Origin of the sequence: Variovorax atrisoli (assembly GCF_014195185.1) — a bacterium.
GTDB classification, from domain to species: domain Bacteria; phylum Pseudomonadota; class Gammaproteobacteria; order Burkholderiales; family Burkholderiaceae_C; genus Variovorax; species Variovorax atrisoli.
On record NZ_JACIBG010000006.1, the window covers coordinates 368857 to 383060 of the forward strand.

Below are 14204 nucleotides of genomic sequence, written 5' to 3' on the forward strand. Positions count from 1 at the left end.
GGATGGACGGGGCCGATCCCCGGGCCTAGAGTCCCCTCCATGTCCACGGCCCCTGGCTGGCATGGAGGGCGATATGTCGCAGGATCCCTTTGCAGACTTCAAGAACCGGCAGCGCGAGATGTGGTCGACCTTCGCGCCGACCGCCATGTTCACCACGCCGGTGGCCGGGCATCTCGTCCGGTTCGCGCAGATCGCCGAGGGCGAGTCGGTGCTGGACGTGGGCACCGGCACCGGCGTCGTGGCCGTCACCGCGGCCCGCCGCGGCGCACGCGTCACGGGCCTCGACCTCACGCCTGAACTGATCGAGGCCGCGCGCGAGAACGCCGGCATCTCCGGGCACGGCGACATCGCCTGGACCGAGGGCGATGCCGAGAACCTCCCGTACGCCGATGCCTCCTTCGACGTGGTGCTCAGCCAGTTCGGCCACATGTTCGCGCCGCGGCCCGAAGTCGCCGTGGCCGAGATGCGCCGCGTGCTCAAGCCCGGCGGGCGGATCGCCTTCGCCACCTGGCCGCCCGAGCACTTCGTGGGCCGCATGTTCGCCTTCATCGGGCGCAACTCGCCGCCACCTCCGGCCGGCGCGTCGCCGCCGCCGCAATGGGGCAACCCCGGCATCGTCACGGAGCGCCTGGGGCCGCACTTCGAGGCGCCGTTCTTCGACCGCGGCACCATGCACTTCCCGGCCCTGAGCATCGGCCACTTCCGCCTGTTCCTGGAGCGCTCGGTCGGCCCGATGCGCAAGCTCGTGGAGGGCCTCGCCGCCGATCCGACGAAGCTTGCCGCGCTGCGGGCCGAATTCGATGCGCTCGCCGAGCCCTACTACGTCGACAACGTGGTGCACCAGAGCTACCTGCTGACGCGCGCGCGGGCACGCTGACCGCCCGCGGTGAAGCCGGCTCAGCCTGCGCCTGAGGCCGGCTGCGCCAATTCCAGCTTTTCCGATCGGCCCGGCAGCGCGACGATGCCTCCACGACAACAACATCCGTGGAGCGCATCGATGCCATCCGAACAACTCGACCTCGGCCGGATGACCGGCCTCTCGCTTCGCCTGCGTGTGGTGCTCTCGGGCGTGCTGATGCTGGCGGCCGCGATCAGCGCGGCGCGTCCTTCGGGCGCGGACATCGACCTGCAGGCCGAGCAGCGCTTCCAGCTCGCGCTCGAGGCCCAGGCCGCGCGCGACTACCGCGCCATGCTCCAGCACCTGCGCGACGCCGCCACCGACGGCCACGCCGAGGCACAGGAGATGCTGGGCATGGTGCTGATGACCGGGCCCGCGCTCTACGGCAGTGCCGTGAAGGCCGACCGCTGCGAGGCCGGCGAGTGGATGCGCCGCGCGGCAGTGCAGGGCAGCGAGACGGCGAAGGTGCAGCTGACCTTCCTGAACCGCCTGCGCAGCTCGCCCGACGGCCGGCGCGCCTGCGGCTGAAGGGCCGGGCGCCCGATCGCGGGCAAAGGCGCCGTCTGACGTCGGCCTGCCGGGGAGGCCGCTAGGCTGGGGCTCTTCCATCGGAGGCACGAGCAAGATGAAGAGACACCCGAAATATCCACTGGCCGGCCCGGCTCTTGTCATCGCGGCAGGCGTGGCGACGATGCTCCTCGTCGCCGGGTGCGCGGTGTCGCCGCCCACCATTCCCACGGCGAAGCAGGTCGACCTGCAGCGCTTCATGGGCGACTGGTACGTGATCGGCAACATCCCGACACGGCCCGAGCGCGATGCCTTCAATGCGGTGGAGTCGTACACGCTGCAGCCCGATGGCCGCATCGACACGCGCTTCCGCTACCGCGAAGGCAGCTTCGACGGCCCGCTGAAGACGATGAACCCTGTCGGCCGCGTGGTGCCCGGCACCGGCAACGCGGTGTGGGGCATGCAGTTCGTGTGGCCGGTGAAGGCGGAGTACGTGATCGTCGACGTCGACAAGGACTACGGTTTGACGATCATCGGCCGCAGCAAGCGCGACTACGCCTGGATCATGGCGCGCACACCCAGCATTCCCGAGCCGGCCTACGAGGCGGCGGTCGCGCGCCTCAAGGGGCTTGGCTACTCGGTGGAGAACCTGCGCCGCGTGCCGCAGCGCTGGCCCGAGGAACAGGCCGGCGCATCGAAGTAGCCGCTACGTTCCGGCTCAGGCCGAGGCCATCGCCTCGAAGCCGCGCGCCAGGTCCGCCATGAGATCCTGCGGCGACTCCAGGCCGATGTGCAACCGCACCACCGCGCCACGCCGGCTCCAGTCCGTCACGCTGCGTGCGGCGCGCATGTTGGTCCAGGCGACGAGGCTCTCGTAGCCGCCCCACGACGAGCCGCGTCCGAAGAGGCCGAGGGCGTCGACGAAGCGCTCCACGGCCGGGTTCGCGATGCCGGGCTTCAGCTCGATGGAGATCAGTCCGTTCGTGCCGCTGCAGTCGCGCTTCCAGATCTCGTGGCCCGGATGCTGCGGCAGCGCTGGGCAGAACACGGTCTCGACCTCCGGGCGCTGCTGGAGCCATCGCGCCACTTCCAGCGCATGCCTCTCGTGCACCTGCAGCCGCGCCGACAGCGTGCGCATGCCGCGCAGCACCAGCCATGCGTCGTCGGGGCTCACGGTCATGCCGAAGGCGTCGCAGCGCTCGTTGAGCGGGCGCCACGCGGCCTCGGTGGTGGCGACGGTGCCCATCATCACGTCGGAGTGGCCCGAGAGGTACTTGGTCGCGGCCATCGTCGAGATGTCGGCGCCCAGCGCGAGCGGGCGGTACTGGACGCCCGAGCCCCAGGTGTTGTCGGCCGCGAGCAGGGCGCCGCGCGCGTGCGCCAGCTCGGCAAGCCTGGGCAGGTCGCACATCTCGTAGACCAGCGATCCGGGGCATTCGGCATACACGAGGCGCGTGTTCGGCTCGAACAGTTCCTCGATGCCGCTGCCGTCCGCCGCGAAGAAGCTGCTGCGGATGCCGTAGGGCTCCAGGAAGGAATGCACGAGGTTGCGCGTGGGCTCGTACACGCTGTCGGACATCAGCACGTGGTCGCCCGGCTTCAGGTACGACAGCAGCACCATGCCGATGGCCGCGAGGCCGGTCGGGAAGAGCCGCGTGCGCCAGGCGCCCTCGAGCTCGCTCACCGCGTCCTCCAGCGCGAAGGTGGTGGGCGTGCCGCGCGCGCCGTAGCTGAAGACGCGCTCCTCGTCGCGGCGCGTGCGTGCGTCGCGCATGGCGCCCACGCTGTCGAAGAGCACGGTGCTGGCGCGCACCAGCGGCGTGTTGACCGGCACGCCGCCGGCATGGGACGGGGCCTTGCCGGTGCGGGTGAGCCGGGTGTCCAGCGTCAGGCCGGATGGAGCGTGGTGCGAGTCGGGCATCGTGTTCTGGCGGGGAAGGGAAAGCAGGGGCCGCTATGTTGCTTCAATCAGTCGGCGCGCGCACCCGAAAGCTTGACGATGCGCGACCAGCGCTCGATGTCCTGCTTCAGCTGCGCCGCGAAGGCCTCGGGCGTGCTCGCCACCACCTCGCTGCCGCCGTCGGTGACCAGCTTGCTCACCTCGGGCAGGCGCAGCGTGCGCACGATGGCTTCGTTGAGGAAGGTCACGCGCTCGGGCGGAGTACCGGCCGGCGCGAAGAAGCCGTACCAGTCCTCGAAGCGCGCGCCGTTGTAGCCCAGCTCTTCCAGCGTGGGCACCTTCGCGAACACGCCGATGCGCCGCGGGCTGGTCACGGCCAGCACGCGCAGCTTGCCGTTCTGCACGAAGCCGGCCACCGAGGCGGTGGATGTGACCATCAGGTCGACCTGCCCGCCGATCAGGTCGGTCAGCGCCGGGCCGGCGCCCTTGTAGGGCACGTGCGTCATCTCCACGCCGTTGTCCTTGGCGAGCACCACGCCCACCAGGTGCGAGAGCGTGCCGTTGCCCGGCGTCGCGTAGGTCACCTTGCCGGGGCTGGCCTTGGCCTTGGCGGCGAGGTCGGCGAAGCTCTTGATGGGCGAGTTGGCCTCCACCACCAGCGCGAGCGGGGCGGCGTTGATCTGCGTGATGGGCACGAAGTTCTTGACCGGGTCGAAGCCCGGCGAGCCATACAGCGTGGGGTTCACCGCCATGATCGACACCTGCGAGGTGAGCACGGTGTAGCCGTCGGGCTTGGCGTCGGCTACCGCCTTGGCGCCGATGTTGCCGCCCGCCCCGCCGCGGTTGTCGACCAGCGCGGCCTGTCCCATGATCTCCGGCAGCTTGGTGGTGACCAGGCGCGCCGTCGCGTCGTTGCCGCCGCCCGGCGGGAAGGGCGAGATGAACTTCACCGGCTGCGACGGAAAGCCGTTGCGCGGCGCCATCGGGTCGGCGGTGGCTGGCTGCAGCGCGAGCGCCGAGAGCCAGGCGGCTGCGACGGCAAGTCGGGCGATGTGGGCGATGTGCGGGATGCGGCTGGCGAACGGCATGACGGAACTCCTGGGGCTGGGAACTGACAAGGACGAACGAAAGGCGGGGGCGGAAGAAGGACGGCTCAGGCGTGGGGCGCCGGCAGCCGGAAGGCGGCGCGCTCCTGCGCGTCGAGTTGGGCGACGAGGCCGGTCTCCCAGGCGAGGTAGCGGCGTGCGGCCTCCTTGTTGCCGTCGTGCCGGTCGTGCACGAAGAACAGGTAGTCGATGCAGTCCGCATCTGCGGGCAGCTCGGGCGTGGCTTCCACCGGCAGGCCGGCGGCGCTCCAGGCGGCCATGCCACCGGCAAGCAGCAGCGGGGCGGGCGAGATGCCCGCGAGTTCGGAGGCGGCGGCCCATGCGGCGAGCGCGGCTTCGTCGGCCACCAGCACGATCTGGCGCGTCTCGCCCTGCAGGTCGGCGGCGAGGCGAGGCCGGATCGACCAGCGCGCCTGCGCGATGTGGCCGGCGCGAAACTGCATGCTGCCGCGCAGGTCGACCACCGCCACGTCGTTGCGCTCGATGCGCGCGGCGAGCGTCTTCGCATCGATGGCGCCGAGCGCGGGTGCGGCAGGCGCTTCGGCCGGCGCAAGGGCGAGCCCGCTCTCCAGCCCGCCTTCGAGCACGCTTGCGTCGTGCCCCATCTGCCGCAGCCAGCTCGCGACGGTGGGTGCGCGCACGCCGTCGCTGTCGAACAGCACCAGCCGCGCACCGCGCACGCCGAAATACTGGTCGCCGGCCTGCATCAGCTGGCCGCCCGGCGTGTGCTGCGCGCCGGGCAGGGTGCCGGCCGCGAATTCCTCCGGCGTGCGCACGTCGCAGAGGAACAGGCTTCGGCTCGCGTCGTCGGCCCACTGGCGCACGGTCTGCGCGTTCACGGTGGGCACGTCGAAACGTGCGGCCAGCGCCTTCGCGGCGGGGCGCAGGTCGGTGTTGCCGCTGTCGTCGGCATAGCGCTGTGTGCCGCCGTGCTCCAGCGTGTGGTCGTTGAGGTACCAGCCCTGCGTGCCGTTCTCCAGCGCATACACCGGGTTGGGCAGGCCGAGGTTGATGAGCGTCTGCGCGCCGATGATGCTGCGCGTGCGGCCCGCGCAGTTGATGACGATGGGCGTGGTGGTGTCGGGCACCAGCCGGCGCACGCGGTAGGCCAGCTCGCCGTTGGGGCAGCAGGTGGCGCCGGGGATGTTCATCTTGCGGAACTCGCTGGCGGGGCGGCCGTCGAGCACCACCACCTTGTCCTTGCGCGCCAGCATGCCGGCCAGCTGGTCGGCGCTGACGCGGGGCGTGTGATAGGCCTCCTCGGCCAGCTCGCCGAAGGTCTTCGAAGGCAGGTTCACGCCCGCGAAGAGCACGTAGCCCGCAGCCTTCCATGCGCGGGCGCCGCCCTGCAGCACGTGCACGTCGGTGCAGCCCAGCGCGGCGAGCCGTGCCGCGGCGCGCTCGGCGACCTCGCTGCCGTCGCCTTCGTCGTAGACCACCGTGCGCACGCCGCGGCGAGGCACCAGGCGCGGCGCGTCGATCTCCAGCCGGCTGAAGGGCAGGGGAATGCCGTAGAACAAATGCGCCTCGCCGTACTGGCCGTGCTCGCGCACGTCGAGCAGCGCGATCTCGCCGCCGTCGTGCAGCCAGGATTTGAGGGTCTTCGGGTCGATGAAGAGAGTCATGAGAGCGAGTCGTTGGGACGAACGAATTCCTGCGAGGCCGCCAGTGCGGCCCGCATGAAGAACGGAAACGAGTGAAAGGAAGAGCGGCTAGCGGCGCGTCTGCACGCCGATGCCCATGGTCTGGTACGTGCCCGCTTCCAGGTCGTAGGCGGTGCGGCTGTTCAGCGTCTCCAGCGCCCGGCCGTACATGTGCAGGTGGCGGATGACCTGTTCGCCCTGGATCTCCACCGAGTGGATGTCTTCCGGCATCAGCGCGATGCCCTTGCCCGGCGCGACGACGACCAGCTCCGTCTGCTTCAGCCTGCCCACGCCCGGCACGCTGCCGTCGTCGGTGCGCTCGTACACGCGGTTGTGCTCGGTGCCTTCCACCGCAGCGATGCAGGCCCAGGTCGTGTGGTTGTGCGGAACGATCTTCTTGCCCGGGCGCATCACGTTCAGGTAGAGCGCGTAGCTCTGGTCCGGGTCTTCGGCGATCAGGTAGCGGGCCTGGTGCTCGCCGGCTTCGGGCGGCGGGAAGTCGGCGGCGCCCCAGTACTCGGTGCGCGCGGCCAGGCCCTGCAGCGCATCGAGCACCACGCCGAGCTTCTCGCGGGTGGGCTCGCCGCCGCCGATGGCCTTCTTCATGGTGGCGATGGACGCCTCGACGGCCTGGCTGCGTTGCTCGGACGGGGTGCTGCTCATTCGGTCTTTCTCCAGTGGGGTTGCCTGTTCGATGTGCGTCCACTGTAGTGACGCAGGCATGACGCAACAATCCAGCTCGCGCAGGAAACACTTCAATAAAATTAATACATGCCCACGCTCGATCTCGAACTGCTGCGCTCCTTCGCGGCCGTCGTCAGCCATCACAGCTTCGCGGCGGCGGCAGTGCACCTGGGGCGCACGCAGTCGGCGATCACGCAGCAGATGCAGCGGCTCGAAGAGCAGATCGGCCACCCGCTCTTCGCCAAGCAGGGCCGCCAGAAGCGGCTGACGGAGCACGGCGAGAGGCTGCTGACCTACGCGCACCACATGCTGGCGCTGAACGACGAGGCGCTGCGCAGCCTGCGGCAGGGGCAGCTCGAAGGCAACCTGCGCATCGGCGCGCCGCACGACGTGGCCGAGACCATGCTGCCGCTGCTGCTGGCAGAGGTGGCGCGCACCTCGCCGCTGCTGCAGCTCGACATCCACATCGGCCGCAGCCCCTACCTGATGACCTCGCTCAAGAGCGGCGAGGTCGACATGATCATCTCCAACCGCGCCGACGCGCAGTCGCAGTTCGAAGGCGTGGTGCTGCGCAACTCGCCCACCGTGTGGCTGTGCGCGGCGAGCTACGTGCACGATCCGACGAAGCCGGTGCCGCTCATCATGGCCGACGGACCCAGCATCTTCCGCCGCATCGGCCACGAGGCGCTCGACACGGCCGGGGTGGCCTGGACGCCGCGCTACACCTCGTCGAGCCTGATCGGCATCAAGGCCGCGCTGCGCGCGGGGCTGGGCGTGACGGCGCGCGGCGTGGAGCAGCTCGATGCAGGCCTGCGCGTGCTGGGCGCGGGCGACGGCATGCCGCGGCTGCCCGACCTGGCCTACTACCTCTACGTGCGCAGCCACGTGGTGAATCCGGTCACGCGGCAGGTGTTCGAGACGCTCAAGAAGCAGCTGCGGCTGCCGCGCACGGACATGCCGGCCTAGGGCCTGGACGCCGCGCCCGACATCTCGGGCATCGCATTCGCCGCGGACATCGCGTGAGTGCCGCGCCCGCCCTGCTTGGCCCGGTACATGGCCTTGTCGGCAGCTGCGAGCAGGTCGCGCGGCGTCTCGCTGCCGTCGCCCAGGGCGATGCCGATCGACACGCCGATCGCCGTGCGTGCCCGGTCCAGCGGCAGCGGCTCGGCGATCGCGTCGATGCACCGCTGCGCCAGCACCTGCGCGCCCTCGTTGGCGGGCTCGTTGAGACCGGTGGCCAGCAGCACGAACTCGTCGCCGCCGATGCGCGCCACCGTGTCCGTCTGCCGTACCAGCGCCTGCAGCCGGCGCGCGATTTCCTGCAGGGCCTTGTCGCCGGCCTCGTGGCCGAAGGTGTCGTTGAGGCCCTTGAATCCGTCGAGGTCGAGGTACAGCACCGCCACCTTGTGCCCCTGCCGGCCGGCGTGGGCCAGCGCCTGCTGCAGCCGGTCGTCGAGCAGCTTGCGGTTGGGCAGGCCGGTGAGCGTGTCGTGATGGGCGATGCGCTGCAGCGCCTCCTGGTTGTCGAGCAGCTTGGCCAGCAGGCGGTTGAAGGCCTGGGTGAGATGGCCGATCTCGTCGTCGCGCACCACCTTCAGCGGTGCGAGCGGGAGTTCGCCACGGGTCATGCGGTCGGCTTCGTCGGCGGCGCGGAACAGCGGCCGCAGCAGCCAGGCCATGACCAAGCCGAGCACGATGAGCACCGCCGACACCGCGGGCCCGCGCTGCTGCAGGATGAAGGACTGCATCCGCCCCACCGGCGCCAGCGCCTCCGCGACGGGCAGCCGCGCCACCACGAACCAGCCGCTCGTCGGCACCGAGGCGATGGCCGAGATTTCGTCGATGCCCTTGGCATTGCGCGTGGTTCCGCTGCCGCGATAGCCCGCCATGGCGCGGTCGTGCAGCAGGTTCACGCCTTCGCGCGGCGTCGGCGTGAGCGACATCGAGACATCCGTGGAGGCGACGAAGAGCCGGTCGCGCGGCGAGATCACGAGAATGCCGCCGCTCTGGCCCACGCGGCCGTCCTGCAGGTGGTCGAGCAGGCCGTCGGCCGTGAGGTCGGCCGTGCCCAGCAGCACCGCGGCCACCTGGCCCGCGCTGTTGCGCACGGGCACCGCCATGGGCAGCGCCGAGTGCCCGGAGGGCGTCGCATGAGGGCGGCCGATCGCGCGGCGGCCGGCGAGCGCGGCGGCGAATTCCGGACCGTCCGCGGCCGGCTGAGCGGCGTCATCGAGCCGCTTGCCACTGGTGTCGGCCACGCTCAGGCCCAGTGGGAAGAGGCCGCCGAGCGCGCCCCGCTCGGCGAGCCAGGCCCGCAGCTGGCCGGGCTGCGCGAGGAGCCCGGCAGGCACGGCGCCCGCCAGCCGTTCGAGGAAAGCCAGCCGCTCGTCCAGGTAGTTGTCGACGTCGCGGGCCACGTAGGCGGCCAGTGCCGTCTGCTGCGCGGCCACCGACTGCGTGAGGTCCTCGCGCAGGAACCGGCTGAGCTGGATGTAGCTGGCGGCGGTTCCGACGAACGCCATTGCCAGACCCATGACGAGCAGACGGAAAACCAGGCTTGTTGCGGATTTTCTGAGGGTCACTCTGGCGTCGGGTCTGGAGGCGGTAGGTGCGGGACTTTATCCGATGCCTTCCCACGGCCCTTCTGCGGGCCTTCGGCCGCTGCCCGGCTTCAGCCCGCGACCCCGAAGAAATGCTGCCGGTAGCGCGGCGAAACGTCGTCCACCCGCAGCATCAGCGGCAGGTCGGCCGTGTTGAAGGCCAGGTCCATCGCGGGCGGCCCGAGCAGCCGCGCGCCGCAGCGCAGGTAGCCCTTGATGAGCGGCGGCGCGGCCGGCGGCGCCGTGTCGCTGTCCGCATCGCTGTCGGCCTCGGCGTCCAGCGGCAGCGCGATGCGCGGCTCCACGCGCCAGCGCTCTTCCACCAGGTGCGTGCGGCACAGCCGCTGCCACAGCCGCGCGGCGGTCGCGCCGTGGTCGTCCAAGCCGATGCTGGCGCAGCCGATCATGGTGTCGAGCGCGTGGTCGACCATGTACTGGCCCAGCGCGGTCCACAGCGCCATGATGACGCTGCCCGATCGCCAGTCGGCGTCCACGCAGGAGCGGCCCAGTTCCAGCGCATTGCCGCGCAGCGGAGCGATCGGGGAGAGGTCGAACTCGGTGTCGGTGTAGAAACCACCCGCGCGCCGCGCCGCGCCCGGCGTGAGCACGCGGTAGGTGCCGATGAGCGGGCCGGGTCCGTTCACCGGATCGACCGCGCGCACCAGCAGGTGGTCGCAGTAGCCGTCGAAGCGGTCCACGTCCAGGCCGGGCGGCGTGCCCGCCGGGGGCGTGAGGTGCGCGCCCATCTCCAGCGCGAACACGCGAAAGCGCAGTCGCTGCGCGTCGCGCACGTCGTCCTCGCAATCGGCCCAGCGGGTCTCCAGCGCGGGCACGGCACCGGAAGAGGTGCCGGAAGACGCACCGCGAGCGGCGAACGAACGGTCGGTCAGGGCTTGCGAGGAGGAGATGTCCATGTGCGTGGAGCCACTCAGTTGGAAGGTGGATAGCGGCTGACCAGGCGGTTCTGCCGCCGGTTGAGCCGAGCGAGTTCGAGCAGGCCGATGGGCCGCACGCCGGCCTTGCGCTGCGCCGCGCCGATGGCGAACAGCAGCCGCTGCTTGGCGAAGACCATGCGCAGGCCCTGGACCAGGCCGATGTCCGGGTCCCATGCCTCGATCGCTTCGGAGCCCGCGCCGTTGACTTCCATGATCGTGAAGCCGCGCCCGGCGGCGAGTTCGCGCAGGCTCTCGTAGCGCACGTCGAAGCGCCCGAAGCGAAAGTCGGGCATGTCGCGCGCGACGGCGTCGATGGCGCGCACCAGCTCCGGCGTGACGAGCGATGCGCCATTGCGGTAGAGACCGCCCACGCGCGTGGAGCCGATGGTGGCCAGCCGCACCTGCTGGCCGGCCGCCGGCACGCTGTCGGGCGGCACGCTGCATCGGTGGCGCGGCGAGCGCGCGATGCGGCGCGCCCGCACGTCGGCCGCCACGAGCTCGGCCACGGTGCTGCGGCCGTCGCCCGTCACGCGCGGAAAGTAGCGCAGCGCCAGGCCGACGACGCGGCCTTCGTCGGTGGCGGGATCGCGTGCGTAGAAGATGCCCGCCTCGCCTTCCTGCGGCAGGTAGCGCTGCAGCACGACCGTCTCGCCTGGCGGAAAGACGGCGAGGTAGTCACGCAGCGCCGCCATGTCGGCCAGCAGCCGCACGCCGTAGCCGCACAGGCCGAGGTCGGGCTTGGCGACCAGCGGAAAGGCAAGGCCCTCCGCGGCGATGGCCTGCCGCAGCGATGCCTCGGTCGCCGTGCCGTCGTTGAACACCGCGCAGTGGTCGGCCGTGACCGAGCGCGCCAGCGGCCCCATGCCCCGGAAGTATTCGAGCTTGCCTTCGCCCGCCATGCCGCCCGAGGTGATGTGCGGGTTGGCTGCGCAGGGCACGGTGGCGCCGCCGTGGCGCAGCGACAGCCACAGCCACTGCACCACCAGCGGCACGCAGATGAGCCACTTGGGCATGCGCTCCAGCAGGCTGCATTCGCGCACCACGGCCAGCCGCGAAGCGTCGGCGCCGCCGAGCTCCAGTTCCGCCGCCATCACACGGCCTCCGGCCTGCGCGTGGCGACGAGGCCCACGGCGGCGATGCGGTCGATGTGCGCGTACACCGGCCGTTCGAGCTCTTCGCCGAAAACGTCGGGGTCGATCTCGGCATACGACCATTCGAAGCCCGGCCCCGCCAGCAGCGGGCGCATCTCGGCGAGGAAGGGGTCTTCGCCGTCGACCATCGCCACGCCGGTGTAGAGCAGCAGCCGCCCGCCCGGCGCGAGCCGCCTGAGCGACTCCGCCGCGATGCGCACGCTCAGCGCCCGCCCGAGCCGCGCGCCGCCGTGGCGGTAGGCGCGCTGCGCGGCGTCGTCGAGGTAGGGCGGGTTCGACACGATCAGGTCGAAGTCGCCCTCGACGGCCGAGAGCGCATCGCCCTGTGCGAGCGTGACCTCGACGCCCGCCACCTGCGCATTGACGGCCGTGTACTGCAATGCGAGCGGGTTGATGTCGTTCATCACGAGCGTCGCGGGCGTGTCGGTGGCGGCCAGCGCACGCGCCACCGCGATGCCGCCCGCGCCGCTGCCGCAGCCCACGTCGAGCACGCGCAGGGGCGTGGACTGGGCCGCATGCTGATCCAATGCGTGCCGGATGAAGCGCGCGAAGCGGCTGGTGTCGGGGCCGAAGAACACGGCCTTCTCCTCGACCGTGGGGTAGGCCGAGTGCAGGAACAGGTCGTCCCCGAGGCTGGCGATGCGCACCGTGCTGCGCAGCAGCGATCCGGTGCGCTGAACGACGCCCGCATGCTCCATCGCGGCCAGCAGCTGCGGCGGCACCGCGCGCGGTTCGAAGGGGAGGTTCCAGCCGAAGATGTCGCGCAGCGTGGTGCCCGGCTCGCGCCCGCGCCGCGCGAGCACGCGCTGGTGGGTGAGCGGCGTCACGGTGGTGAAGTGATAGCCCGTGGCCGCCACCTGGCGCAGCACGCCGGCCGCGTCCATCATGCGGCCAGCTCCTCGGCCTCGCGCAGTTCGGCGGTGTAGCGCTCGAAGCAGCGCTCCCCGCAGGACAGCCGCATCAGCGCGCCTTCGGCGATGAACTGCCCGCAGGCCGGATCGGCCTCGACCAGCGGCCGGATCACCTCGCGCAGCCATGCGCGCGAGTGCGACACGTCGAGCGCCGCATGCAGGTCGAAGTAGGCGCGCGCGCGGCCGCTCAGGCCCAGGCGGCGCATGCCGGCGGCCACCTGCTTCACGCGCCCCGGGGCAGTGAGCTCGATGACGCCGAGCGCGCCGATCGAGTGATAGGCATAGCGCCGCGTGGTCGCCAGCGCGACCATGGTGTTGGCGAGGGCGAGCGACTCCCACACTGTGGTGTCGACGGCCGGATGCAGGTCGAGCTCGCGCACCATCTGCTCCAGCATCTGGCCGTGCATGGCGTTCTGCTTGCCGTGGCCCATCTCGTCCCAGAAATTGCGCGCGCATTCCAGCTTGGGCTGCGGCGGCAGCTTGACCTGGGTGCAGGCCAGCAGGTCCTCGAAGCCCGCCTCGCCCGCGGCCTCCTGCGTGAGGAACCAGCGCATCTGCGGCAGGGTCGCCTCGCTGGCGAGCCAGTCGAAGAGCCGATGGTGCTGGCCGGGCCCGGTCTGCTCCAGCGACTCGAACCACGTGACGAAGTGGGCCGCGTTGCCCGTTGAAGCCGACGCCGCCGCCTGCACCGTGGTGCGCAGCGCTTCGACGAACTCGCCTTCCAGCAGCCGGCAGGCGTGCTCTTCGGCGAGCTCGTCCTTCCACCAGGGCGAAGGGATGCCCGGCCTCAGCCGCGCGGCGTTGAGCCTCGCCAGGCGGCGGTGCAGCTGTGCGCCGGCACGTGTGCTGGTGTCTGCGCTGGCGTCCGGGGTGTCGTCAGTGGACATGGCCGATCCTCGTCATCCGCTGGGCAAAGGGGCAGAGTGCGCCTTTGCGCGGCGGCTGTCCGTCAGACGGGGCCTACAGATTCCACCCCGGTGCAGGGTGCGCGCAGGGAAACGGTCAGGTCGACCAGATGCGCGGCGTGGCCGCCGGCAGCCGCCAGAGCTCCGCGCGCCATGCCTGCCATACCTGGCGCAGCAGCTGCATCGCGGGCTCGACCACGGGCGCCAGCACGCGCAGCACCACCACTTCGGCATGCGGACTGGTGGCGCCGGCGCTCTCGGCCAGGGGGCTGGCCTCCAGCAGCGAGCGTGCATGCGCGAGCAGCGCGTCACGCCGGGCGCGTGCCACCGGCGAGCCCGCGACGAAGAACAGCGACGCCATGCAGCGGTGGCCGCCCAGGCCGATGGGGCTCTGCAGCAGCCGGTGGTCGGCCGCGTCGATGCGTCCGCGTTCCAGCCAGACGCCGGGCACCTCGATGTGCTGCAGGTAGGTGCCGCGCTCGAAAGGCTGGCCGGCGTTGGGCAGGCCCAGCGCGGTCACGTCCCAGCCGATCAGCTCGGCGCCGGGCTCTACCTCGATGCTGAGCCGGTTCTCCGCCCGGCAGCCGCTGTAGCAGATGGCTTCGAGCGGCAGCCATTCGAGCCGCGCGCCGGCAGCGAGGCGGATGCGCGTGCGCTGCAGCGCGAGGTCGCCTTCGGAGCGGTAGAAGCGCGATGCGCCGGGTGTGGTGATGAGGCCGTGGCTGCCATCGGCCCCTTCGATCTCGATGTCGAGCGTGTCGCCGCCCACCAGCCCGCCCGGCGGATGCACCAGCACGTTGTGGCAGACCGCGTCGCCCTCCGGATACAGGCTCTGCAGGATGCGCAGCGGCCCGTCATGGCGGAAGCGGGCGACGGTGCGTTCGGATTCGTGCTGATAGGAGAGATGGAGACGGGCGTGCCAGGACATCCGGCGAGTCTAGTCGGGGTGTTTTCGTGGAACACC

The 14204-nt window shown here is 71.2% G+C and carries 14 protein-coding genes; 4 read left to right on the plus strand and 10 right to left on the minus strand.

The window, feature by feature from the left end:
• The first annotated feature begins 73 nt into the window (after window positions 1-73).
• The 3 genes from FHY06_RS22340 (at window position 74) to FHY06_RS22350 (ending at window position 2108) form a co-directional block, all read left to right on the plus strand.
• On the plus strand, window positions 74-877 hold the full coding sequence (locus tag FHY06_RS22340; RefSeq protein WP_132801006.1) for a class I SAM-dependent methyltransferase: 804 nt from the start codon (window positions 74-76) through the stop codon (window positions 875-877).
• Window positions 878-1027: 150 nt separating this feature from the next.
• Window positions 1028-1426 carry an SEL1-like repeat protein gene (locus FHY06_RS22345; protein WP_019656957.1) on the plus strand — a complete coding sequence of 133 codons (399 nt, stop codon included), beginning with the start codon at window positions 1028-1030 and terminating at the stop codon, window positions 1424-1426.
• 97 nt (window positions 1427-1523) lie between these two features.
• Window positions 1524-2108 (plus strand): lipocalin family protein, encoded by a 585-nt coding sequence (locus FHY06_RS22350; protein ID WP_311733715.1) that lies wholly within the window; start codon window positions 1524-1526, stop codon window positions 2106-2108.
• 15 nt (window positions 2109-2123) lie between these two features.
• Here the strand turns inward: FHY06_RS22350 and metC are convergent, their stop codons facing one another.
• The 4 genes from metC to FHY06_RS22370 form a co-directional block, all read right to left on the minus strand.
• Entirely contained in the window at window positions 2124-3326 is a 1203-nt protein-coding gene (metC, locus tag FHY06_RS22355; RefSeq protein ID WP_184606325.1) for a cystathionine beta-lyase, read from the minus strand.
• A gap of 47 nt (window positions 3327-3373) precedes the next feature.
• Window positions 3374-4393 (minus strand): Bug family tripartite tricarboxylate transporter substrate binding protein, encoded by a 1020-nt coding sequence (locus FHY06_RS22360; RefSeq protein ID WP_145761939.1) that lies wholly within the window; start codon window positions 4391-4393, stop codon window positions 3374-3376.
• Window positions 4394-4458: 65 nt separating this feature from the next.
• Window positions 4459-6036, minus strand: a complete 1578-nt coding sequence (locus FHY06_RS22365) for a rhodanese-like domain-containing protein (protein WP_184606326.1) — start codon at window positions 6034-6036, stop codon at window positions 4459-4461.
• 87 nt (window positions 6037-6123) lie between these two features.
• Complete coding sequence (locus FHY06_RS22370) at window positions 6124-6717, minus strand: cysteine dioxygenase family protein (RefSeq protein ID WP_019656962.1); 594 nt, start codon at window positions 6715-6717, stop codon at window positions 6124-6126.
• Between the two features lie 108 nt (window positions 6718-6825).
• On the opposite strand from FHY06_RS22370, the gene FHY06_RS22375 reads away from it, so the two are divergent.
• Window positions 6826-7704, plus strand: coding sequence for a LysR substrate-binding domain-containing protein (locus FHY06_RS22375; RefSeq protein WP_019656963.1), 879 nt, complete (start codon window positions 6826-6828; stop codon window positions 7702-7704).
• Here the strand turns inward: FHY06_RS22375 and FHY06_RS22380 are convergent.
• From FHY06_RS22380 to FHY06_RS22405, 6 genes are all read right to left on the minus strand, one after another.
• On the minus strand, window positions 7701-9260 hold the full coding sequence (locus FHY06_RS22380) for a GGDEF domain-containing protein (RefSeq protein ID WP_260310581.1): 1560 nt from the start codon (window positions 9258-9260) through the stop codon (window positions 7701-7703). The genes FHY06_RS22375 and FHY06_RS22380 overlap by 4 nt on opposite strands.
• Before the next feature lie 149 nt (window positions 9261-9409).
• Window positions 9410-10252 (minus strand): GNAT family N-acetyltransferase, encoded by an 843-nt coding sequence (locus FHY06_RS22385; protein ID WP_184606328.1) that lies wholly within the window; start codon window positions 10250-10252, stop codon window positions 9410-9412.
• A 14-nt stretch (window positions 10253-10266) separates the two neighbouring features.
• Window positions 10267-11364: a hypothetical protein gene (locus FHY06_RS22390; RefSeq protein ID WP_184606329.1), complete on the minus strand. Its 1098-nt coding sequence runs from the start codon at window positions 11362-11364 to the stop codon at window positions 10267-10269.
• Entirely contained in the window at window positions 11364-12311 is a 948-nt protein-coding gene (locus FHY06_RS22395) for a methyltransferase (protein WP_184606330.1), read from the minus strand. Before FHY06_RS22395 ends, FHY06_RS22390 begins: the two co-directional genes overlap by 1 nt.
• Window positions 12308-13222 carry an iron-containing redox enzyme family protein gene (locus FHY06_RS22400; RefSeq protein ID WP_184606331.1) on the minus strand — a complete coding sequence of 305 codons (915 nt, stop codon included), beginning with the start codon at window positions 13220-13222 and terminating at the stop codon, window positions 12308-12310. The genes FHY06_RS22395 and FHY06_RS22400 overlap by 4 nt, the downstream gene beginning before the upstream one ends.
• Window positions 13223-13337: 115 nt before the next feature.
• Window positions 13338-14168, minus strand: coding sequence for an urease accessory protein UreD (locus tag FHY06_RS22405; RefSeq protein WP_019656969.1), 831 nt, complete (start codon window positions 14166-14168; stop codon window positions 13338-13340).
• Between the last annotated feature and the right edge of the window lie 36 nt (window positions 14169-14204).